The following is a 24579-nucleotide window of genomic DNA, read 5'->3' on the forward strand; positions in this document are numbered from 1 at the left end:
AAGGAGAAGAAGATGTTGAGTTTAACTAGAAGAGTCGGTGAAAGCATTGTTATTGGAGAAGATATATTTATCACAGTTCTATGTTGTAAAGGGAATCAGGTACGCATTGGGTTTAATGCACCCAATTCAGTAGCAATCCACCGTTATGAAATTTATCAAAAAATTCAATCTGAAAAGCACGATGGTTTGGCTGATCCAACAAAGAAATTTTGCCCATCAATGCAGCAATCAATCCTCAATCACCATTAAAAAGGAGGGATAACATGTCTTTATTAAATCAGTTCAGAAGTAACGTGTTAAGCAGTATTAATGCTCACATTGGAAAGATTTTCATACTTATTTGCTTGCTAATAATGGCTCAAGGAACCTTTGCAGCGGATGCTTTATCCGCTGCAGAAGAAGTAGTTAAGGATACCTACAATGGTTCGATAAAAACCTATCTTTATGTCGGAGAAGCTGTAGCGGCTGTTGTTACCTTGATGTTTACTCGAAATATTAAAACGCTTGGCGGCGTTGGGGCGATGGCTATTTTTCTAAATGTCGTTGCAATGCTAGCAGGGGTTTAAGATGGAAGATCCGAGAAAATACAAAACACCCCAATATCTTAATGAGCCTTATCGATTGATTATTTTTACACTCGATGAGGTCATGGTAGCAGCATTAACTCTCTACGTATTTGGGGCTGTTTGTGGTTTTTTTGTTACCTCATTGATTCTAACCTGTGCGTTTCTATTCCTGATGAAACGCATGAAGGGGAATGAAGGTCCCTATTTTTATATCCACCTTTTTTATTGGTTCTTTTCTCTATCACCTAAGTTACGGGCAACACCACCGTCATGGATTAGAGCGTTTTTGGGGTAACAGATGAAAATAGAACAAAAAAAATCAGAATTAATGAAGGAAAAAAAGATTAGGGTTTTATTCATAGGTATTAGTAGTGTGCTGCTAGCTATGACATTCATGCAATCAATTACCATTGTGGCCTTATTGCATTATGCTCATAGCAAACATGAAACCCATTTCATCCCACCTAAAATATCTCAAGAATTTACACTTTCTGGAACAGGTGTTTCGGAAGGCTATTTAAGAGACATGACCAATTTCTTAACGCAACTTCGTTTTAATATCACTTCAAGTTCAGCCACTTACCAATTTAATGCGCTCTTAGGCTATGTAGCTCCCTCACTGTATGGGGACATCAGGGCGCAATTGGTTAAGGAAGTCGAACAAATTAATCACGAACATTTATCCAGCGTGTTTTATCCATCGACCTTTGAAATTGATATCAAACACTTGAGCGTAAAAGTAATGGGACAGATGAAGCGTTTTGTTGGCGCGGATTTGATGTCTGATGTACGGGAGACTTTTTTGATTAGGTATTCCTATGAGTATGGCCTGTTGAAACTAACGAATCTTGAGAAGGTGTAATCATGAAACAAATGGCAATGATATTCAGCTTAGGCTTATTAATAGCAACAGCAGAAGGTGCTCAAATAAAAACAGTCAGAAATTATGAAGATATTTTCATTAATGCCTCAATTAAAGAACCCAATAATCTGATGTTAGAGGATGATCGCATTCAGCAAATAAAAGCACCTGGCAACACCCTGGTTGATGCATGCAATGGGAAGGCGAATTGCAAATTAATTGATGATACGACGGGTATTCTTACTTTTTTGCCATCGCCTCTTTACCACACGCGAGCTTTTACTATCAATTTGCTGACTGAAAAAGGCTTTTTTTACAACGTGCGTGTAGAGCCAAAACCCATTGCTTCACAAACAATCGTTTTTAAATCCTATAAAAACCCTGTAATTCGTGCCCGTGACCCACGTACTTCAAGTTATGAAAAGGTAATGGTTGGTTTTTTAAGAGCACTGGTTAATGGGTATTTGCCAGAAGGTTTTACTCAAACAATACCTAAAAAGCCTTCGGTATATAAAGCGCAAAAAACACAGCTAAAACGCTTGTTGACGGTTAAAGGCAACCGTATGCGGGGTGAAATTTTTGAGTTAAAGAACGTAACCAATCAGCCTATTGATGCCAAGGAATCTTGGTTTAATTGGCCTGGAACCAAAGGGGTGGCGCTTGCTAAAACCCATTTAGCGCCGTTTGAAACTACTCGATTGTACAGGATTAGCTAACATGTCTATTCAACTTAAAAAACAACAACAGATCTTTTTAGGGATTGTTATCGGCGTTATAGTGTTGGTGATTGCGTGCTTTGCCTTATTGGGAAACAAGACAGTTAAATCCAGAGAGGTTGATAAACCCGCTTATAAAAAACACAGCTTAGCCAGCCCGATATCTACTGCCACTAATGAATCCCATTGGATTGAGAAAACACAAAATGCCTGGCGAGCTGAGCTTGCAAAATCAGAGCTCTTTGATAAAAGCCTCAAAGCATTAGGTGATGAAAAAGACAAGCAAAGCAAGCTCATTACTTCGCAAAAAGATGAACTATCGGAAATGAAATCAACACTTTCTGAGCTGAAGCATCAAATAGTTAAACTGCAAATGGAGCGTACTACCCCAATAAATGGGACATTAAAAACCAATGAGCCCCAAAATGGGTTATTACCCCGAGCAGATGAATCGGCAGCGAGTAACTCTATAGAGATAGATTCTGGATTTATTCAATACACAGCCAAGTTAAATAAAAAATCCAAGCCACGAATCAAAACACCCAATAATTATGTCTTCTCTAATACCTTTGCTAAAGCAGTTGTTTTACAAGGGGCTGATGCTTCAGCGGGAGTTTTAAGCCAGGCCAACCCGGACATTATGATATTTCAAATAGTCGATGATGGAGTGATGCCGAATAAATACAGGGCACCGCTTAAAGGCTGTATGGTAAGTGCTTCTGTAATTGGTGATATTTCCAGTGAGCGAGGGAAATTTCGTACCGAACGATTAAGTTGCATTCATTCCAATGGGACCAGTATCGACATCCAGGTCACGGGTATTATTGCAGATTCTAAAAACGGAATTCGTGGGCGTGCAGTATGGCGTGATGAACCGATGGTGAAAAAAGCTTTTTGGGGGAACTTCTGGGAAAGCATGGGCAATATTGGCCAGCAATATTCCACTGATTACAGCACCTCGCCTCTAGGAAGTGTATCAACCATTCAAGCAGGAAAAATTCCCCTAGCGGCTGTTTCTAGCGGCGGATCGGGTGCAGCCAAAATGTATGCACAGTACAACATCAAGCGCGCTGAAATGTACCACCCAATTATTCAATTGCCTCCAATGGTTACAGTTGATGTGACTTTTCTTAAAGGATTTTGGCTTGACGGAGGGACGGACACTAATGCCCCTGAACAACCAGAAGAAAGACAAGATTCCAAAGTGGCTTTTGAAGCTCCTGTCGAGTCTGAGACTTCTGAAGAAAAAGCTGCTAATCAATTTTTCTATAAAAACCACTCTTTCTAAGGACATATCGAACATGAAAACTCTAATTACTTTATTACTGTTGCCCTGTGTTGTTTTGACCGGCTGCGCCAAACTGAATGAGGACTTTGATTGCCCAGCCCCCAGCGGAGGATCGTGCAAACGCATGGACGAGGTTTATGACATGGTAAATGGTAAGGGCAAATCCCTGGCAGTAACCCCCAACCGAAATCCTTTAGTGATGGATGGACGACCTGGTCATCCTGTGCGATATGGAGAAGGGGTGATGCCTCTTTGGATAGCGCCTTATGAAGACACTGATGGCAATTATCATCAAGCCAATCGGGTGTACAGCGTTGTTAAAGAAGGACAGTGGATGCAGCAGTCCCAATTGGCTTCAAAATAAGGAGAGCCACTATGTTATCTACACTAAAAAAAGCGCGTCGCGCAGTTAGAAACACAAGCACTACTTTAAGTCATGCAACAGGCTCGTTACTGGAAACATTGCGAGAAGAGCTAGGCATGACTGATGCGCATCATAAAAAGCAAATAGAAGCACTGTTGGATACATATTGCTTAGCACCTTATTTGCCAGATGAGGTCTACGATTCGGAAGCCGACATTTATCCCTACAAACAAGCCTCTCATATGATGTTTGAATGTTCCACATTGATTGGTGCCAGTGAAGAAACCATGACTATTCTCACCAGTATATTAACGGATATTTTACCACCGGAAAGTTGTTTTCATGCTTTGTTTTGGGCATCGCCTAAAATTGGCCACATGATTGATGAAATGGAACATCAACGCAATCAAGGCAGTGAGGTTTTAAAAGCCCTGGCACACCGACGAGCTGAATTTTACCGCAAAGGGGTGTACAGCTCATTAACTAAAGAAAGCAATTATGTCTTGCGTGATTTTCGTTTATTTTTATGTATTTCAATTCCGCGCAAATCTATAGAAGACGATCGCTTGTTGCTTGGTAGTTTGCGCGAAGACATCAGCAACAATCTAAAGTCAGTCAATATTGTTTGTAAAGAACTGTCTGTTGAAGAAGTGATTAGCTTAAAGCGGGAGTGGCTCTTTCCAACCGACAGCTTGTATGAAGAAAAAACCAATTACGATACCAATACTGAAATTCGTTTTCAACTGACTGACATTGAAGCGAGTATGCGGGTTAAATCCAATCAAATAGAGATTGAGCGAGAAGAAGATACGAGGGTGATTAAATGCTTGTCCGTCAGGCAATATCCTAAATCCCCTGTGCAATGGCAAATGGGTGATTTATTTGGAAAAATGTTTAATACCTCTTTGCAAATAAGTTGTCCCTTTCTTTTTAGTTTTGCAATACGAATTAAAGATAAAGATAAGGTGATGGCGGCATTAGATGCCAAGTATGCTGATGAAGGTCAAAATGCCAAACAACCTTTTATTGCCAAATGGGTCAAAAATTTTAACAAAAAATACGCAGAAATTGAGGAGTTAAGAGAGCGGCTCAGTGGCGATGATTCTTTGGTTGATTCCTATTATAACGTTTTATTGTTTACAACACCTGCCAATGTCCGTCGCGATGTACGACGTGCCAAGGATGTATTTCGGGGTAACCAATTTGATTTACGCACGCCAACAGGTTTGCAGTTACAAACACTTCTAGCCTCCATGCCCTTTGCACCTGCTGAAGGTATGTTTGATGATTACAAATCATTTGGACGGATAAGACCTTTAACCAGTTTTAATACGGTTAACTTATTACCTATCCAGGGGGAATGGAAAGGGGCAGGACGATTTGCTCAGGTCTATCCACAAAGACGGGGGCAATTTACCGCTATTTATTTTTTTGACAACGTAGTCAGAAACTATAATGTCGCTATTGTAGCTCCTCCTGGAAAAGGAAAATCCTTTTTAATGAATGACTACATTCAAAGTCTGTTATCCCAGGGGGGCTTTGTTTATATCATTGATGTGGGCGGTTCATACGCTAAATCTTGTGAGATGTTGAACGGACAGCTTATTGATTTTAATCATGACACCGAAATTAGCCTAAACCTCTTTTCCACAATTGATGCACAAGCCAAAAATGATACTGCATTTAAAGATGTTCACAATCAGCTAATACAACTTGTAGGTATGATGGCAAGACCATCCGGTAACGTCAGTGATGAAGAACGAAGTCATATTGAGAAAGCCATTGAGGCGATGTGGCGACAACATCACAATGCTACAACTATTACTCTTATTGCTCATCACTTAGAAAGTAGTAACGATCCTATTTCTCAAAATATTGGGCGCCTGTTGTATAGCTATACTAAAAACGGTCGTTATGGCAGTTATTTTGAACCGCCTTGTTCGCTCGATTTTAAAAGAAATTTAGTCATTTTAGAGTTGGGTGGTCTTGATGGAAATAAGGATTTGCAGCGCATTGTATTGAAAATCTTAATGTATCAAATCACCAATGCGATGTATTACACGCCAAAGCACATTCCCAAAAGCTGCTTGATTGATGAATCCTACGAATTACTTTCAGACAATGGCACGGGTGGCAGTGCTAACTTTGTTAACGAGGGCTATAGGCGTGCGCCTAAATACGGTGGTAATTTTATTACAGTGACTCATGGCTTAGATGATTATGAAAACAATCCAACTGCCAAAATGTGTTACGACAACGCCTATTATAAAATCTTTTTAGGTGCCTCCAAAAGTACGATTGACACTTTAAAAACGAGTAATCAGTTGGATGCTTATGGCGAGCGTTTAATCCGAAGCCTTAAAATAACTAATGAATACTCTGAGTTTTTAATGATGTGTGAAGAGAATTCAACAGTGCATCGTTTGATTGTCGATCCATTTTCACGCGTCCTAAACACCACAAGAGGCCCAGAAGTAGAAGCCTTGAAACGATTAATGGCAACAGGTTTGCCATTGGCTGATGCCATTTCCAAAGTTGCCCTGGAGGTGTATGGCTATGTTTAAGGCAACTCAAGTATCTCTTTTGACCGCACTCATTACCAGCGTCTTAGTTAATGGGATTTTTTATAGTGCTTTGAGACGGCCAGATATTGCAACCGTTGATATCGTGTCAATCACCTCCCAATTTATCAAAGAGGAAGCGCAAAAAAATCATTCAAACCTTGAGAAAGAAGCAGCGATTAAAGCATTTTCGCATCATTTGGAAGCAGCGTTACAAGATTTGTCCCAATCCAAATCGTTGGTGTTATTGCCGAAGGAAGCAGTAATTAAAGGCAGCACTGATTATACAGCCACCCTCATGACGATGATCAAATTGGAGCATAAATCGTGAAGAAGCTTCTGTTGATTATTTGCATGCTCTATCTCCCTTTTGCAGAGGCTAAAGACTATGGTGTCTTTGGCAAAACCTTTGAAATTGCTGAAATAGATTTTTTAGATTACATCCAGCAAAAAATGAAGGGGATGCAGGCTAATGGGGAATGGAAGACAGTACAATCTGAGTTTAAAAAACGGGTAAAAGAACATGTGGCACGCCCAACACCTATTCGTTTGCCGAGAGCAGAAGACAATAGAACGTGGTTTTTTAATCCATCACTTGCTGTGCCTTACGATGTGAAGGACAGTCACGGCCAAGTGATTGTTAAACAAGGCACTGTAATTAACCCCCTGGATAGAGTGGGCTTGAGTAGCACTCTCCTGTTTTTTGACGGGGATGATGAGGCACAGGTTGCATGGGTTACCCAGGAATTAACGCAGCACCAAAAAGTAAAATTAATCCTCACTTCAGGCTCTGTAAAGGAAGTTGCGAATCAATTAAAGCAAGCTATTTATTTTGATTTGAATGGATTTTTGGTTTCCAAATTTCAAATAAAGCACTTGCCGGTCAGGGTTTTTCAAGCAGGGAAGCGGTTACAAATTAATGAGGTGACTGTATGAAAGCCTTTTTTGTTTTTCTTGCATTTTTAGCCTCTGGGTTGACACAAGCAGGCTCTTGTCATGGTCGTTTTGTTAATCCCATTACGGATGTCTGTTGGTCGTGTTTGTTTCCATTCAGTTTAGGGCAAGCCAATCTCGTTTCCTCCAATCATTTGCCAGACACTAAAAACCCTAAACTGCCTGTTTGTGAATGTCCAGGAAATCCTATACCACGATTTGGATTAACAATGGGTTATTGGGAGCCTGTGAATTTAGTGGATGTAACCCGAACTCCTTTTTGTCTGGTTAATTTAGGGGGGATTTCTTTAAATTTTGGCAAGTATTATCGCAAAGGTGCAGTGGAAACAGACAGTAATTTATCCAATCAATCATTTTACCACGTGCACTGGTACAAGTTCCCATTGATGTATTGGTTGAATGTGTTAACTGATGGGATTTGTGTTGAAAAAGGAGACTTTGACATTGCTTATCCGAGTGAATTGGATGTGATGTGGAATGACGATGAGCTGGGTTTCATCATTAATCCTGAGGCGGTATTGTTTGGTAGTTTACCCGCACAAGCGGCTTGCGCTGCTGATTCAAGTACCGCTTTATTGGGCAGTGCCATTGACAAACTCTTTTGGTGCGCAGGAGCTCAGGGAAGCATGTACCCTTTAACGGGGCATGTGCAAGAACATGTTGGCGGGGTTCAGGCATCAGTCTTACTGTCTGAGCGTATGAATTTTAAACTGCACCGCCAGGGATTATTGGAAGACACAGTAGGACTTGATGATTCGACAAGCAGCGCAAAATCCATTTGTCATACTCATTATTCCCCTATTTTGCCCAAATCACGCTACCGCTATCAAATGGTCAATCCTTTACCGACTACTAATGCCTGTTATCCCCTTGGGCGTGCTACGACCCTATGGGAGGCAGGGCACGAATATCCGTTTAAGGGCGAGGATTTTGGGTATCTGATCTGGCGCAAACGCAATTGTTGTGCCTTTTAACGATTAGGAGTTGTGATGAAAACAATACGAATGAACACTTCTTTCTTGGTTGCATTATTTTTGTTGTCATTTCCTGCACTTGCAGAAGATGAAACCTATATTGCGTCTATTGAGGCGAATACAAAAAATCGCGCCAATGCTTTTACAAATGAAATAAAACAAATCAGTAAGTCTCTTGAGACTTCAGAAAAATCGGGTCAAATTGCAGAATTTACCGGCGAGATGCATCAAGTCATAAAAACACAGGAGCCCATTGTAACCCACTTAAAAAAAGTCAGTCAGGTACTCGTGTTCTTATCGTTTTCAATGCCAGAAAAAAGTCTACAAGCTTGGCTTTTACAATGTAAACAAAGTGGAGCAACACCTGTGATTCGGGGACTAATTCATAATTCGTTTAAAGAAACGATGACGGCTATTCAAACGCTCAGTAAAAAAACAGGAATTGGGATGCAGCTTGATCCTATTCTTTTTATAACCTTTGATATCACTATGGTTCCTGCAGTGGTTTATGTGAAAGACACCCCTGCTTGTCCTGCCAATATGGATTGCAAACCGGTGAATTACGACAGTCTTTATGGTGATGTGTCGCTGGATTACGCCTTAGAAAAAATGAGGGGCGATGAGCAGTCAGAAGACCCCGTGTTGGATCAAATGATTCTTCGGTTAAGAGGGGGGTTAATCTGATGAAAGGCTTCGTTTTAGTTTTTTTAATCCTTTGTTCACAGGTTTTTGCACTTGATTTGAATCAGGCGTATCAAGAAGGCGTTCAGACCGGAACAAGCCATACCAATCAATCCATTGATTTATTAAAAGCACTGGATCTGAGCCAGTTTCCTGGCTATCAAGCCAATCTGCCGCAAGAACATTATTATAGTGGCGTCACGCAGGCAAGCTCAGGTCTTGAAGCCGATTCGCAAACTGCCGTAGCTCAGAATGATGCAGGAAAGGCAGTAGGCGAAAGTTTTAATCATCGCCCCTTGTATCAAGTAAATCCTGCCTCGGAATCAATGCAAAGGTTAAATCAAATCGCCGAAAATGGAGATGCGATTATGCACGGCCAAAATACCGATAAAACCACCTGCTCTTTAAAGCCCAAAGAATGCCATTACTCATGGCAGGAAAAAACATGCCTGTCTAGCAAGGTATTAGGTGTATTGCATTGTGCAAGGCACTTACGGTTGGATGTCTCACCCTACAAAACAGAAAGTTACAGTCTGTACCTGCGAAAAGGAGGTATGAGAAGGACGCCTTTTAAAGTCTTAGTTAATCTGGCACAAACAGATACCTGTCAACAGGGTAAAACGCCTTGCTATACAATTTATAAAGATTTAGCGATAGCGCCTGCGATTATATTGCCTGCTAATTGTGCCATGGTGAAAGTAAGTTTTGTCGATGAAAAAGGAATGGTGGTTGTTGAGCAAACGGCTACTTGCACCAATCCCACCCTATCAATTTCTGTGGGCAATTGTCGATTTGGTCGCTGCACAGTGCCCTATTTTCACTCCGTTTCGATGACAGTTGAAATTTATGAAAGCAAAGAGTATTGGGACGACCAATGCCAACATTTGCAAAACAAAGAAAAAGAGGGGTTGTGTCATATTACTGAGCCTCTAACATGCACTGAGCGTAATCAAACACGAGTTATTGGTGATGTTTCATTTACTCGCCCTTGCTGGAAAGAAAGAGCTTCCTACACCTGTGGTGGCAGTCAGGAGCAAAATACCTGCGATGACTTGGTGAATCAAGGATGTGAGCAGACTGCTTCGACTTGTGTGAAAGAAGAAGCAGGACGTTGCACAACACATCAGCAAACGTATCAATGCCCGATAAACCAATGTACTGACAACCAACTGTTGTGTGGTGAGGATGCTTTTTGTTTGGATGGTAATTGTGCGAAACATGAACTAACCCCAGCCAATGAAGAAGATTTTAAAAAAGCAATGTCCACCTTATCCGCCGCCTCGGAAGCCTCAAAAGACTTTGATGGCAATGCCAATTTTATTTTCAAAGGTCAATTGCTTGAATGTTCAACAACAATGCTCCATTTTAAAAATTGTTGCAGTGATAAGGGGTGGGGTCTGGATCTTGAGCTGGCACAGTGTAGTGATGCTGAGAAAAAACTGGGAAAAGCTCGAGAAAACAAACTGGTAGTACCTACAGGTGAATATTGTTTTAAACGCAAAAAACTCCCTATTGGCTCAGTCTGTGTCGATCACCACCAGACTTACTGTGTCTTCCAATCTAAATTAGCCCGTATGGTTCAAGTACAAGGAAGACGTGACCAGTTACATATTGGTTTTGGCCAAAATAAATACTCTAATTGTTCAGGTATTACGCCTGAGCAAATGCAATTAATTCACTTCGAATCCATTGATTTTTCAGAATTTTATGAAGAGGTAAAAAATAAACAAAAACAACCGGATTACCAACAAACTGCCAATGGAATAAGCCAGCGCCTTAATCAATTTTACAATCAAGGAGACATCAATGGCTAGATGGTTTTTTGTTTTGTTGGTTAGCGTGAGTCCTTTTTTGTACGCCGAGCAGCCTTATCTTAATGAGCATGAGGAAGGTTGGTATTGGCATAAAGATCCCAAAGAGGAAGTCAAGAATAAACCACAAACTGAGTCAGTGGCAGCTTCACCTGTAAGTAAACCTGCCGATCCTGATAAAACATGGAAATTGATTGGTACTAGGGTGCAACAGGCTCGTGCACAAGCTATTTTAAATCCAACTCCTAAAAATATTGCTCGGGCAAGACGATTACAACGATTGATTGTGGCACAGGCTAATCTATTTTCTGAGAAATGGATGCTCGATTTGCTAATCAATCCAGATCAAGATGAAAGTCTTATTAATCCAAGCAGTAGTGCGGCACGTGATGTTTACAACCAGCAAAACAGCATGCAAAAGGAAAAGGCGATTATTCAAATTAGTCAAACATCTGGTTTGTTGTATTTCTATGAGGGTGGTGAACCATTTAGCGAGCGTATGGCCCAAGTGGTGAGTGATTTTGCAAACAGTTATCACATGACTGTTATTCCAATTGCCATGACCAATCGCATCTCCCCGATGTTCCCTAACTCACGAGTTGATTCCGGTCAGGCAACTCAGATGGGTGTTAAACACATTCCAGCGGTTTTTGCTCTTAATCCGGTATCAAAAAAAACCATGCCAGTTGCTTATGGCTTAGTCAGCCAGTCGGAATTGAAAGAAAACATTTTAATGGCAAGCAACGCTTTTCAATCGGGAGATTACAATGCGCAATAAATTAGCTATTTTTCTAATATTAGGAACGTTATTTTCATCAAGCCTATACGCCGATATTGATAATGCACCGCTTCATGCCCTTGCCAAACATCAAGGATTTTTCTTTTTTTTCAGTTCGAGTTGTCCTCATTGTCAACGCTTTGCACCCACGCTCAAACGCTTGAGTCAACACTATGGCTTTAGCGTAGTTGCTATTTCTGTTGATGGAGGCTTTTTACCGTCCTTTCCTGATGCGGTGATGAATGAAGGACAAACGAAGGTATTTCAAGTCAGTGTTTATCCTTCTCTTTTTTTGGTTAACCCAAAGAGCCAAGTGGCGAGTCTTGTTACTGAAGGCACTATTGATGAAGGCGAACTAACCAATCGGTTACTAAAAATTAGCCAGATACATGACAAAGAGGTGCCTTTATGAAAAAAATTCTTCTGTCTTGTGGGTTAATCGGTGCACTTGGCATCGGACAAGTGTACAGCAAATCAATAGGTGAGGATTTAACTGGCTATTTTAAAGCCCTTAATATGGGAGCGAATGTCACAGAGCCTCATGCCTATCAAGCACAGCGTGCCGGTTTTTATACGGGGGGTAATTTATACGCCAGAAGCAGCGTGCGTAATCTGCAAATTATGCGCTTGAGCTGGCCTAAGGTGTCTGCAGGCTGTGGTGGCATTGATGCCACGTTAGGTGGTTTTTCTCACATCAAAGGTAAAGAGTTTGTAGATTTTACCAAAAACATATTGAACAACTCACAAGGACTTGCCTTCCAATTAGCCCTAGAGCAAGCAACACCTCTGTTAGGTAATGTGGCAACCAAATTACAAAACGTGGCTACCTGGGTGAACCAAACTAATATCAGTTCGTGTGCAACGGCTGAAAGTGCCGTACTGGGTTTAGCCCCACGCACCCGTATTGCACAGCAACATGCCTGCCAATCCATCGGTCAATCTAAAAATCTCTTTTCAGACTGGGCAGAGGCACGACAAGGCTGTGGTAAAGGCTCCAGTAATTATGATTACGACAGAGTGATTAATGAAAACAGCAGCAATGAGCAGGTAGTTGATAATACCAATGTGGCGTGGAATGCGTTAAAGAAAAACGGCTTATTTGCAGATGATATCGAATTAGCTCAACTCATGATGACCTTATCGGGCACCTTAATTCTGACTCGCGATGCAGAAGGGGTGCATGTCCAACGCCTGTCTTCCTTAGTAAGTAATAACAATTTAATCAGCGCTCTTTTACGCGGTGGCGAGGTAAAAATCTATCAATGTGATGAAAAGGTCAAATGCTTACAACCCACCTTAACCAGTAAAAACATTGATATCAGTCATGGTCTTGAATCAAAAGTTCGTGATCTGATTTTGGATATGGCAAGCAAGATTAAAGACAATGTGGAGCAAAGTGATGCCGCTAAAGGATTAATAGAATCCACCCAATATCCGGTAATGAAAATGGTCAGTGTGCAAATGGCCTTTATGAAAGACAGTGCGGTGATTGACACCACCCGTTACTCAGAAGCCATTGCCATTGATATTTTATTTCAATATTTGAATGAAAACTTACAACTCGTTAAACAAGCAGCAGGAGCTTTGCAATATCCAGAGGCCATTATGAAAGAGTTTCAAACTGATCTCACTCAGGCTCGTCGCGACTTGGTTCAAATGGAAGGTACCGCGCATCAGCGAATGAGCATGGCGATGCAGATGATTCAAGAAACTCAAACCATAGAGCAAATGCTTGTAGGAGAATTTTCATCAGAGCTCACTCAGTCTTTGAGTTGGGCTAATCAAATGAGGTGAGTGAAATGGCTGTTACGATGCAAATTTATACGATTACCGGTGGTGAGTTACTTAAGGCGTTTTATAACGCCACCGCAGCTATGTTTCACTATGATGGAATACTTGGGATTTTTAGAACAGCACTGATTATTGGTGGGGTTTGGACTGTTGGCCAATTTATTGTAAAACGTGATGTGCGCAGTATGTTCTTCTTTATTTTAAAATATGCTTTTGTTATTTCATTTATTCTAACACCTACCTGCAATTTGCAAATCCACGATAGAACTGATCCTCTGCGACCAGATTTAACGGTTGATAACGTGCCCTTAGTTTTGGGTGTTGTAGGAGGATTAAGCAGTCAGCTAAGTGATAAAATAACCCGGCTTTTTGAATTCTTCTTTCATTCACCTAACGATATGGATTACAGCCAAACAGGCATGATCATGGGTGCGAAGCTCTTTTTATCAGTAAGTAATATAAAAATAACCGATCCGTTGTTTAATGCAAACATGCAAAAGTTCATGCAGCAATGCGTGTTCTATGATGTGATGTATGGACGATATGGCTTAAAAGACATTAATCAAGCAAGAGATATTTGGGAATTGGTTAAATCCAATGCCTCTGTTGCTCGTGGGTTTATTTACGATGGTTCATTTAAATCGTGTATGGAAGCCGCTAGTTTATTAGACAGTGCCTGGAGTGGCGTGATTGAAGATGCCAAATCTAAGTATGCAGGTTTTGCTTTTGGCAATCATTCAGATGCCCTAGCTAATTTCGAAAAATACTTACCTCAAGCTTATAATCATTTAACCGCCATGTCAGGTGATGCCGCAGCACTTATTCGGCAAAATATGATGGCCAACGCCATTCGCGATGGCGTGTTTTCTATGGGCGCACGTGTGAATTCAAAAGCGGCCATAGACAGTTTTTCAGCCAGTCGAGCACAGGATAAAATACCCGCGGCACTCAGCAATATTGGACTAATGTCCGCCTATTGGTTGCCCATGTTGCAAAGTCTTTTATTTTGCATTGTTATAGGGTGTTTTATTTTTGTCTTGTTTTTTTTCCCCTTTCCCTCCGGCATTTCTTTTTTTCAATTTTACGCAACACTGTATGTCTGGCTTGCCCTATGGGCACCGATGTTTACTGTTATTAACTACATCATGACTATTTTGGCGCAGTTTTCATTGTCCTTTGTGTCAACAGGGGCGACTACTTTGGCCTACCAAACAGGCATGAATCAAGTCTATGAAAATATGGCTGCCTTGGGAGGCTACTTAGTCTTGGCGACAACCACATTGAGTTATATGTTAATCAGTCGACACGTGGGTAGTTTTGTATCACTCACGCAACAACCAACAGGTATTGTTCAAAATGCCGCCTCCTCTGCGGCAGAAGAAGCACAAATGGGAAATTACAGCTACGGAAATACCAGTTTTGCTAATCATAATGGGTTTAATAGCAGTTCTTTTCATAACGATCAAAACGCCAGAATATCATTGGGTGGTATTGAAACAAGCCTTGATAGTGGTTCAATTGCGCGAATATCGCGTGATGGCAGTGAAACACTGACGATGGCAACTGCGACCTCGCATACCCCGCTTAATATTCAATTAGGAGAAAGCACGCGATCTGCATTTTCTGAATTATCCGACAGTGCTAAAAGTGCTGGGTTCAATAAATCAATTGCTTCATCAGAGCACTATGCGGCATCACTCAGAAGCCTGGCAGAGCTTGGTGAAACGCAATCACATGGGGAACAAAGTGGGCAGGGACATCAAATATCCACTTCAGCAGGCTTTAATGCCGCGGCATCAAAAATATCCAATCTCATTGATACCTTTGCTCACGATCATAATATTTCTCGGGATGATGCGACTAAAGTTTTAAGTGCTGCCAGTATTAATTTAGGAGGATCGTTTGGTTTTGGAACTGGTTCTGCAACACCTGGCGCAAGGGGCAATATTGAGATTGGGGGAAATGTGCGTCATGAACGAGACAAATCAGAATCCCATCAAGACGCACGCTTGATGAATGAAGCGCGACGCTTTAGTGAGGAGCATCATTTTACAGATGTAGTAAATGAGGCAAGACAAGCCACCAAGGACGATCATTTCCGCACTTCTGATGATTTTAGTGGACGCTTGGCTAATAACTTTTCAGCAGGCTTTGATAAATCTATGCAGTATCGAGATGAAGCTGTGGCGAGTTTTTCCGAATCAGAGAGTTATCACCGACAAGCAACTACTTCCAGCGAGCAAACAGCATCTATTAATCTTGATGCTCAAACAGGATTTATTGATTGGTTATCACATCATCGTGCACCTAATAGTCAGGGAACCATTGGGTTGCAACAGGCAGAATGGCTAATTCGTCACGATCCTGAATTAGCTCAGTCTTATGCAAGACAATTTGTTGGTGAAAAAACCGCGCAATCAATCAGCCAATTTCAAAAAAATCATCCTATTAACGAAAGTCAGGTGCACCAAAAAAATGATGCCTTTAAAAGTCGTGTTTCTGGTAGTGCGGGGGTTGATCATGCTCTTGGTGATTATACCAATACCTTCAATGAGCGAGCAAAGAACATCAATGCAGGAGGCGTTAATAAAGATTCGGTTAGTGCCGTTGATAAGGATTTTGCACGCGCCAAGTCAGAAATGTCCAAGAATGTTGAAGGTATTGTGCAAGATGGATCGCAAGTCATGCAGGATGTCATAGTTGCCCAAGCAAACAAGGACGTTAAATGATATCTACCAGGAGCGAGTTCCATAAGGGTTTCCAGAGGTATCCATACCACTGCTTCCTGACATCGGCCGACCTGAGCTTGGGTTTATGCTCACTGAAGAGCTGTAGTTATTTGAACGATGGTAATTGGGCGACTCATGTGAGGAAAACGGCTGGTTTAGTGATGAACCACCGTAGGATCCAAAAGAAAATGCAAAGCCTAAATCTGAGAGCATCAAATCAAAGCCAAAAGAGGCACCAAGCCCAAAAGCCGCTAATGGTGACACAAGGAATAAGAGCCAATCGGTGCAATAAAAAAATAAGGAGCCTTTGTTACTTGGGAAATCACCAAAACAAAGAAATAGTAACACCACAATTAAAAGAACAAGAGAACCGATTCCCATTGATGCCAAACGCAGTTTTTTTCTTTGTTCAGGGGACAGGTCATCAAGTGAGCGAATCATCACTTGCCCTTTATAGTTCTTCTCCATTGGATTTTCTCCTTTTTATTCATTGTAGCCTGTTTTTCACTTTTTTTATATCGATTCGGAGTCAATGATGGCGGTAAATCCTACAAAATTATTTATTCGCGGCGGTCAAATCTTTTTGCACAATGTCCGCATGTTCACACAGGTAGGTAAGAAAGTAAGCCTTGCTATGCTGATAGTTTTTTTTATTTTCTTAAGTCTGGCTTTTTATTTTAATACCAGTGCGTATCAACGTTATATTGGCCAGCAATGGGTTAAAGCCCAGGCAATGACTTTAATACAGAGCAAAACCAAGCAAGTGGTTCGCATGCCAACGGGTGAATCTTATCCAGTGTATTCAGCGCAAATTGTAAAAGCTCCCATGGTCATCGGCATTGTTAATCAATTAAAACAAGCTCTACTTAAGAGCATGATAGAGGCACTATTTGCCTCTGTCATGATGTTAATTGTCATGGTTAAGTGGTTACAAAAAAGAGGGGAAAATCAAAGTAAAGCCAAGATCATTCGAGGCAGTGAGTTAGTGGATGAAAGCACATTACAAAAGCGCATCAAAAAAACCAGTAGGGTTTCTCCCTATCGTATTGGTGGGGTGTCACTGCCCTATGGTTCTGAAACCCAGCACATACAAATAGTAGGCACCACGGGCTCTGGTAAAACGGTTGCTATTCGTGATCTATTAACGACGATACAAGACAGAGGTGAGCGTGCAATTATTTATGATAAAGGGGGAACTTATTTATCCCGTTTTTATCGTGAACATCAGGATGTAATTTTAAATCCCTTAGATACAAGAGGCCATTCATGGAATGTTTGGGCGGAATGTGAAGACAAAGCCGATCTTGAAGCACTTGCTGAAGCCATCATGCCAATGCCTATCAATAACACCATGGATCCCTTTTGGATTAAAGCCGCGCGTATGATTTTCGTCTCCACTGCCAATGAGTTGAAAAATGATCCCAAACGCTCCAATCTAATGTTGTTGCAATACTTACTCACTGCAGATTTAGGTCGGATTCATCATCTACTGCGTCATACTGAATCAGAATCTCTGGTATCAGACAAAGTACAAAAGACTGCATTAAATGTAAAAACCGTAATGGCTACTTATTTAAAATCCTTATTGTATTTAAAGGATGACGGGGATATCTTTTCGATTCGGGACTGGATTTTGAATGATCAGAGCAACTCTTGTTTGTTTGTCAGTTCTGATGGGCGCAAACACCCAACCATTAGACCGCTGATTTCAGCTTGGATTAATACGGCTACCAAAGAGCTCTTAAGTTTAGCGCCAGATGATAACCGCCGTGTTTGGTTTATTTTAGATGAATTGGCAACTCTACATGCTTTACCCTTTTTAGCCGCAGTCAAGTCAGAAAGTCGCAAATTTGGTGGTTGCTTCTTATTGGGCCATCATGGTGCATCCCAGTTGCGCACTATCTATGGTAACGATGGTGCCGCGTCCCTTTCAAATTTGTGTTCGACTCGCTTGTTCCTCCGTTTACCCGAACATACTGATGCAGAACATGCTTCCCGCAATATTGGTACCTATGAAATTGAAGAGGTCAATGAATCTATTAGTTATGGTGCTAACACCATGCGTGATGGGATTTCAGTATCTCGGCAAACTAAGGAAAAGCAATTGGTTTTACCAACTCAAATTCAGGTAATCAATGATCTACAAGGGTATTTGCGAGTAAAAGGTGAATTTCCTGCAGCAAAAATAAAGCTTAATTACGTTGATTATCCTCTCATTCACGAAGAGTTTATTGCACGAGCTATTGATCCTGATCCGCTACGTCAAAAAGTGGAACAATTGGTGGATACCTATAGCGATCCTATCCTTGCCGCATCCCATGATGATGCTTTAGAGACTGCAACTTCAACAAATAAAAACCTTACGAAACCAATTGCCAGAGAAAAAAAGATTGAAGAAGAAAAAGAGCTTGTTGAGTTTTTATAAGAACAAATAAGGGGTAAGCATGTTAAGTCTTCAGCCATTAGACAGTGCTGATGGAGCAGCATCGTATTATCTGGATGTCGTCAATTATTATGAAAATGATTCTAAAAGTGTGCGCTGGTTAGGGGATGGAGCGAAAATTCTTGGGATCCACGGGCAAACAGTAGAAAAAGAACAGATGTTAGCCCTTCTTAAAGGTACATTGCCGGATGGTACTCAACTTGGTCGAATCGATAAGGACGGTATCCATCATCGTCCTGGTTTTGATATGACCCTTACTGCCCCAAAATCTTTTTCAATTTTACTTGAGAGTGGTGCTGATCCAAGGCTTGGAGAGGTGTTTGATAAGGCTGTTGAATGGTTCGTTGAAGAAATGGAAAAGGAGTTTGCCCAAGCAAGGCAACTTGTTGACGGAAAAATTGAATACATCGACACCCAAAATTTAGTAATTGCTGCTTTTCGTCAACCAAGCTCTCGCGCCAATGATCCTAATTCGCATACACACCTGGTAGTTCAAAATATGACCCACTGTCCAGATGGTAAGTGGCGTTCACTTGCCAGTGACATGGATAGTCAAAAAGGAGTGGTTGAACAAATCATGAAACACCATATTTATGGTGGGCTTAAATTTCGCAACAAATTAGCAAATTTAACCAAAGAACTTGGCTATCAGCTGGTTTCTGATGGTGATGGTTTGTGGGAAATCCAGGGTGCACCTGAGCAGGTATTAACCCATTTTTCAAAACGAAGGGAATCCATCGAAGCACTATTAGATGAAAAAGGCTGGAGTGGTGCCAAAGCATCCTCAATTGCGGCTCAAAAAACAAAATTGGATAAGGAAATCATAGATTATGATCAATGGAAAGAAGACATCATCAATGAATGCCAGGGGATGGGCTTTGATCCGCATCAATTAGTGGCCTCATCGTATAAGCCTCAGCAAAATCTGTTTCAAACTTTAAAGGAAAACATTATTGAGCGCTTTTATGGCAAGGACAACATCGAAATGAATCATGCCAGAGAGTCTGTGTATGTGGCCATTGAATCAATCAGTCAACAGCATGCGGTGTTTGAGGAAAGGGAACTTAAAAAAGAAGCGCTAAAATATGTAATCGCCAGCAATAAGATAATCGATGAAACCTTAATTAATAAAGCCATTGATGAAAACATTGCAAATCAAAACCTGTATACGGCAAGACACCCCTTCACACAAAAGCCTTTATTGACAACGCCCTGGCAACTAACACTTGAGAGCGAGGCCATCCAGCGTATTGAAAATGGTAAAGGTGCTGTTTCTGCTATTTGTTCGAAACAAAAAGTCAGTGAGTTTATAAAAGCAAAAGAACAGGAGATGGCATTTGCTTTATCCCCTTCACAGAAAAAAGCCATGACAACCTTCCTAACTTCAACAGACCGATTTATTGCCATTCAAGGGTATGCAGGAACTGGTAAAACCACGATGCTACGTTTGACTCGTGAATTAGCATCCCTTCAGGGCTATGAAATTCGTGGTATTACTGCAGGCTCGGCAGCCGCCAATGAACTGCGCCATAAAGGAGGGTTAAATGCTTCTACCTTTGCAAGAGAGTTAGGGAGATTGCAAAATCAGAAACAGGACTTAAGTAAAACCATATTTGTGGTGGACGAAGCCTCTATGTTATCTAATCCACAAGGACATAAAATCATCAAACTGGCAGAACAGTTTAATACCCAGTTAAAGATCATTGGCGATAAAGCCCAGCTTCCTTCCCCATCCAGCGGGAAATTATTCTCTGTCATTCAAGATTATGGGATTAAAACGGTTGCCATGACGGATAATCTTCGCCAGAAAGACTCAGAATTAAGGGAATCAGCAATTCATGCTGGTAGAGGTGAAATCTATGATGCCGTTGATAAGTTAACTCATGTGGAAACGCTTGATACTTATTTAAAACGGGTTGATTATATTTCAAGTAAATGGTTGTCATTAACACCAGAAGAACGCCAAAACACACTATGCTTTGCCCCAACGCACAGAAATCGCCAGGATATAACTCAGATTTTACGAAACGCTTTAATTCAAGAAGTGACACTAACCGGACAAGAGCATCTGCAACCCATATTAAAAGAACGCAATTTAACCGGAATTAAGCTCAGAAATGCAGCTTATTATAGTCAAAACGATATCATTCGTTTTAATCATACTATTCAGCGGTATAACATCAAAGCAGGAGATTATTTAACTGTTGGGCAGGTCACTAACAAAAACAAGCATAATAATATACTGATTCTTAAGCATGAAAATGGTCAAGCCATAAAATTTAAATTGTCCTCACTACCTGAATTTAGAACTGAAAACAAAGATTTGGAACGGCCTGTTGAAGTATATCGGCGAGAACAATTGAGTCTAATGGCCGGTGATCAAATTCAATGGAAACGTAATTCTGAACACAACGGTATTCGCAACTCTGAATTGGCAACCATCAGACAAATCAACAATGAGGGAATAACAATCATAACGGAAGACAATCAAACCCTACACTTACCTCACGGAGCAAAAGAACTACGCCATCTTGATCATGGCTATGTACTCACGACCTATGCTACCCAGGGAAAAGATAAAAAAAGAGGTCTTGGCCTTATTGAAAGCCAAAACCGATTTGCATCAACCATCCAAAACTATTACGTGGAAACAACCCGTGGTATTTGGGAAATGATAGTAGTCACGGACGATAAAGATCATCTGGTTAAAGCCATTACCACCAATAACAGTGACAAGTACTCCTCAATGGATATGGTTGATTCAGATACTCTGAAAGCTCATGAAGCACGTTTTAAAGAGCACAAAAACAGCATAGTCTTACAAAATGCCATTGAAAAAAAATTATCGAAAGAACAGGACTGGAAGGGCTTGGAACAGACAGTAGAAACCTATGTTCAATGCAAACAACAAGGGGAAGATCGAAAAGCGGCAAAATTAGCATTTGCCATTGTGAATGATCCCAAATTGTATCGCCTTGCCAAAGAACGCTTGGGTTTTGGTGTTAGTACCTATCGGCGTGAAGCTCTGCGTTTCCAAACCTCGAAGTTATTACATTCACTACCCAAATCAGAAAGGCAGGATTTTTCTACTGTCAGGCAGTACGTGTTTTTAAACCAACAAATCCTTAAACGAAGTCAGCATATCAATGCCCAATCGTTGGATAATGGAATTTCAAATCAGAATAAACAAGCTCTGCAACAACAGTCCGCTAAACGCAATGCAGTAGCTTTTGTAATTAGTAGGGATCTGGAGCGTTATAAACCTTATTTGCAGCATTTTTCCATCGGAGAACTAAATCGAATTGGATTGCCACAGCATGAATATGGCAAGGAATTTAAAAAAGCACAAATGCGCCTGGAATCACTTGGCAAGCAGGCAACAAGGGACTTAATACGTACCAATATTTCGCTTTATTTAAACGCACAAGGCGAAGAGAAAGAAAGGCTTGCAGTCCAAATTAAAAGAGAATCCAAGTTATCACATTCTTTTGTTTTAACCCATGCAAAAGAATTGAATCAAAAGCCTGAATCATTATGGCAATCCATACATAAAGATGCGCGTTTGCATAGCGATAAATTGTTTCGAAATGGATTAAGTGCTGAGGGAAGATTGGCGTTCGATAACATCAAAGTCTATAAAGCATTACAGCTTGAGCTTAGAGAAAATTGGTCAGCAAATTTAAAAGAAGCGGGAAACAGTGAAGGGAAGAGTAGTAATCCAAAATCTATTGAGTTACTCACCCGCCGCAATGAGTTAGCTCACGAATTGATGCAAAACAAAGCCATGCCTGAAATAGCCTCTTATTTCAAGCTGGATTTGGCAAAATTAGCAGTACAAACAGAAAAACAGCAGTATCGGGAAAACATCAAGCAATTTACGGCAAGTAAGTCTAATTTCAAAACACGTCTTGCAGTAATTAATGAGATTAAAAATGATATCACTGGCCATTATCCCTTTATTAAAGAAGCAAATATTGAATCTAAAACCCTTAGTAAATATCTACGAGTTACCGACAGAAAGGAACGATTATCTAATATTTCTTCACCTGAGAAAAAAGACTATCAATGTTTCCTGACTTACAAAAAAGCCAGTATGCAAACTTACAGGCTTTGGCAGCAGGCGCACCTTAATAAAGCTGATGGCAATGTACAAAATAACAAGCTGATATCAGCAGCAATCAGTCAGTCATCAAAACGTGATGCATTGGCTCATCAATTAAAAGGCTCAAAGTACCTTGATTCAATTTTATCCTATGAAAAAGGCAACAAAGAAAAGCTGTTAGCCCAGGCTAGCAACCACCAAATAAAATTGCGTGAAATTAAGGAGCTAAATGAAGTCGTACACACACTATCAATGCAGTTCCCTAGCGTCACAAACTCTCATTCTGCAAAAGAAATATCAGCCTGGAAAAAGAACTGGTTATCTCTTTCCAGTCATATGAAGCAAATTGAAAAGGGCATCGGTTATCAATTAGCTTTGCAAGAATATCCATTGAATGTGTCATCTGTAAATACAATTAATAAGGAATTAGAAAATAACTACGATTTTAAGCCAGAAACGATCACCCAAAAATCATTGCAATCAACCAATCCGGTCTTACAAAAAATCCAAAAATCTGCACAATTTTTGGATGCCAGAATTATTAATGAAGCTCTGATGGCCGACCCAGAAACTACCTATAAAACAATCTGGGGTGAGCCAAAAACACAAAACTCCAGAGAGTTACGTTATTCTGGTGGCTTAATTGTAAGCTTGAAAGGCAAGGACAAAGGCTTATGGCATGATTTCAGTGACGGAATAGGAGGCGCGCCGATTCAAGCGATTATGGCAAGAGATAGGCTGTCTTTTAAAGAAGCACTTGCTCAAGCTGCGTCTATGGCAGGTATTAATCAATTAGAAGAACTTTCCAAATTTCTAAAAGCACCCATTCCTAGTAAAAATGAATTACAAACATTAAGTGACCTTGAAAAGAAGAACAAAGTAATTTCAGCCAAAAGTATTTGGGGTGGTTCTATTCCTGCAAAGGGAACACTGGCCGAAAAATATCTCAAAAAACACCGAGGCATAGAGACAATTGATAAAATGGATATACGTTTCTGGCCAACTGGAACTCAATGGAAAAACTGTAATGAACAAGGATTATTGGAAGATAAAGTTAATAAAATCCCAGCATTAATCATTGCAGCAAGAAATGAAAAAAATGAGCTAACAGGTGTTCAACGAATTTACCTCGACAAGCACACCGCCAGTAAAAATAAATTCATGGACAATCCAAAGCTATCTAAAGGAATCATCGAAGGCAGTTGCGGGATTATTCAAAAAGGAATGCAAGGAGCCAGTCTTTATATTGCCGAAGGCTTTGAAACGGGAGCATCTATAGCCCTTGCGGACAGCAAAGCCACAGTATTATGTTCCCTTGGTGTGTCAAATATGAAGAACTTAATCCCAATCATCAAGAAATTCAATCCAAAGGAAGTCGTTATTGCAGGAGATAATGATGGAGAGTTCGCTAAATCACAACAAGCCATCGAAAAAACAATCGGTGCCTTTAAACAAGATAATTTAAGTGCCAGAACAGTATTTCCGGATGGATTGCAGGGGAAAGCAAAAACGGACTGGAACGATATTCATTTAAGTAAAGGGATTGCTGAAATCCAAAAACAACTAATGAAAAAGGATATAGGAGCCATTTCATCAACCGTTGATAAGTCAATTGAACTACAAAAAACAATTGCCGATTTTGTACAAATAAAGTCCATGAAGTTAAGCGGCAGCCAAATCATTTCAATTAGAGACAATGCTGCAAACATTGACAATAAAAGAGACTTAAATCAATTAGTCGCAGCTTACAACAAAAGTCAACAAGCATTAGAAAAATCTGGCTCCTTCACTCCTGAAAAAACACTGCCCACAAAAACAAGGAGTGAAATAGAAATGGAGCTTTAGATACTCCAACCATAGCATAGCGTATGCTCACACTGAAAATATCTGCCATTGATATATAATCCTATGATTACATAAAGTAACATTATGAAAAATAGGGTATTTATTTTTACTTTA

At 40.5% G+C, this 24579-nt stretch carries 20 protein-coding genes; 19 read left to right on the top strand and 1 reads right to left on the bottom strand.

What is annotated here, in order from left to right:
• Nucleotides 1-12 precede the first annotated feature (12 nt).
• The 17 genes from csrA to OQJ26_RS04980 are packed head-to-tail and all read left to right on the top strand — an operon-like array spanning nt 13 to nt 16075.
• Complete coding sequence (csrA, locus tag OQJ26_RS04900) at nt 13-249, top strand: carbon storage regulator CsrA (protein ID WP_010947807.1); 237 nt, start codon at nt 13-15, stop codon at nt 247-249.
• Nucleotides 250-263: 14 nt separating this feature from the next.
• The gene (locus OQJ26_RS04905; protein ID WP_010947806.1) at nt 264-566 is read left to right on the top strand and encodes a fimbrial protein; all 303 of its coding nucleotides are present in this window, start codon (nt 264-266) and stop codon (nt 564-566) included.
• Between the two features lies 1 nt (nt 567).
• On the top strand, nt 568-861 hold the full coding sequence (gene traL / locus OQJ26_RS04910) for a type IV conjugative transfer system protein TraL (protein WP_058491829.1): 294 nt from the start codon (nt 568-570) through the stop codon (nt 859-861).
• Between the two features lie 3 nt (nt 862-864).
• On the top strand, nt 865-1428 hold the full coding sequence (gene traE, locus OQJ26_RS04915) for a type IV conjugative transfer system protein TraE (RefSeq protein ID WP_058491830.1): 564 nt from the start codon (nt 865-867) through the stop codon (nt 1426-1428).
• A 2-nt stretch (nt 1429-1430) separates the two neighbouring features.
• Complete coding sequence (gene traK / locus OQJ26_RS04920) at nt 1431-2144, top strand: type-F conjugative transfer system secretin TraK (RefSeq protein ID WP_131774936.1); 714 nt, start codon at nt 1431-1433, stop codon at nt 2142-2144.
• 1 nt (nt 2145) lies between these two features.
• Nucleotides 2146-3432 (top strand): TraB/VirB10 family protein, encoded by a 1287-nt coding sequence (locus OQJ26_RS04925; protein WP_165482900.1) that lies wholly within the window; start codon nt 2146-2148, stop codon nt 3430-3432.
• A gap of 13 nt (nt 3433-3445) precedes the next feature.
• The gene (traV, locus tag OQJ26_RS04930; protein ID WP_058491836.1) at nt 3446-3796 is read left to right on the top strand and encodes a type IV conjugative transfer system lipoprotein TraV; all 351 of its coding nucleotides are present in this window, start codon (nt 3446-3448) and stop codon (nt 3794-3796) included.
• Nucleotides 3797-3807: 11 nt separating this feature from the next.
• Complete coding sequence (gene traC, locus OQJ26_RS04935) at nt 3808-6360, top strand: type IV secretion system protein TraC (protein ID WP_165482899.1); 2553 nt, start codon at nt 3808-3810, stop codon at nt 6358-6360.
• Entirely contained in the window at nt 6347-6688 is a 342-nt protein-coding gene (locus OQJ26_RS04940) for a TrbI F-type domain-containing protein (protein WP_162262290.1), read from the top strand. The genes traC and OQJ26_RS04940 overlap by 14 nt, the downstream gene beginning before the upstream one ends.
• A complete protein-coding gene (traW, locus tag OQJ26_RS04945) occupies nt 6685-7293 on the top strand; it encodes a type-F conjugative transfer system protein TraW (protein WP_131774933.1) in 609 nt (202 codons plus the stop codon). Before OQJ26_RS04940 ends, traW begins: the two co-directional genes overlap by 4 nt.
• Nucleotides 7290-8285 carry a conjugal transfer pilus assembly protein TraU gene (traU, locus tag OQJ26_RS04950; RefSeq protein ID WP_131774932.1) on the top strand — a complete coding sequence of 332 codons (996 nt, stop codon included), beginning with the start codon at nt 7290-7292 and terminating at the stop codon, nt 8283-8285. The genes traW and traU overlap by 4 nt, the downstream gene beginning before the upstream one ends.
• Before the next feature lie 15 nt (nt 8286-8300).
• Nucleotides 8301-8969: a type-F conjugative transfer system pilin assembly protein TrbC gene (trbC, locus tag OQJ26_RS04955; RefSeq protein WP_165482898.1), complete on the top strand. Its 669-nt coding sequence runs from the start codon at nt 8301-8303 to the stop codon at nt 8967-8969.
• Nucleotides 8969-10780 carry a type-F conjugative transfer system mating-pair stabilization protein TraN gene (traN, locus tag OQJ26_RS04960; RefSeq protein ID WP_131774930.1) on the top strand — a complete coding sequence of 604 codons (1812 nt, stop codon included), beginning with the start codon at nt 8969-8971 and terminating at the stop codon, nt 10778-10780. The genes trbC and traN overlap by 1 nt, the downstream gene beginning before the upstream one ends.
• Nucleotides 10773-11555, top strand: coding sequence for a type-F conjugative transfer system pilin assembly protein TraF (gene traF / locus OQJ26_RS04965; RefSeq protein WP_131774929.1), 783 nt, complete (start codon nt 10773-10775; stop codon nt 11553-11555). Before traN ends, traF begins: the two co-directional genes overlap by 8 nt.
• Nucleotides 11545-11967, top strand: coding sequence for a type-F conjugative transfer system pilin assembly thiol-disulfide isomerase TrbB (gene trbB, locus OQJ26_RS04970; RefSeq protein ID WP_131774928.1), 423 nt, complete (start codon nt 11545-11547; stop codon nt 11965-11967). The genes traF and trbB overlap by 11 nt, the downstream gene beginning before the upstream one ends.
• On the top strand, nt 11964-13349 hold the full coding sequence (locus tag OQJ26_RS04975) for a conjugal transfer protein TraH (protein WP_131774927.1): 1386 nt from the start codon (nt 11964-11966) through the stop codon (nt 13347-13349). The genes trbB and OQJ26_RS04975 overlap by 4 nt, the downstream gene beginning before the upstream one ends.
• A gap of 5 nt (nt 13350-13354) precedes the next feature.
• Complete coding sequence (locus tag OQJ26_RS04980; RefSeq protein WP_165482897.1) at nt 13355-16075, top strand: conjugal transfer protein TraG N-terminal domain-containing protein; 2721 nt, start codon at nt 13355-13357, stop codon at nt 16073-16075.
• A 3-nt stretch (nt 16076-16078) separates the two neighbouring features.
• Here the strand turns inward: OQJ26_RS04980 and OQJ26_RS04985 are convergent, their stop codons facing one another.
• Nucleotides 16079-16543: a hypothetical protein gene (locus OQJ26_RS04985; protein ID WP_165482896.1), complete on the bottom strand. Its 465-nt coding sequence runs from the start codon at nt 16541-16543 to the stop codon at nt 16079-16081.
• Nucleotides 16544-16607: 64 nt separating this feature from the next.
• Here OQJ26_RS04985 and traD point away from each other — a divergent pair, with 64 nt between their 5' ends.
• Nucleotides 16608-18500, top strand: a complete 1893-nt coding sequence (gene traD, locus OQJ26_RS04990) for a type IV conjugative transfer system coupling protein TraD (RefSeq protein WP_131774924.1) — start codon at nt 16608-16610, stop codon at nt 18498-18500.
• A 19-nt stretch (nt 18501-18519) separates the two neighbouring features.
• Nucleotides 18520-24465: a conjugative transfer relaxase/helicase TraI gene (gene traI, locus OQJ26_RS04995; RefSeq protein WP_131774923.1), complete on the top strand. Its 5946-nt coding sequence runs from the start codon at nt 18520-18522 to the stop codon at nt 24463-24465.
• Nucleotides 24466-24579: the final 114 nt, after the last annotated feature.

Source organism: Legionella sheltonii, assembly GCF_026191355.1.
Lineage (GTDB): Bacteria > Pseudomonadota > Gammaproteobacteria > Legionellales > Legionellaceae > Legionella > Legionella sheltonii.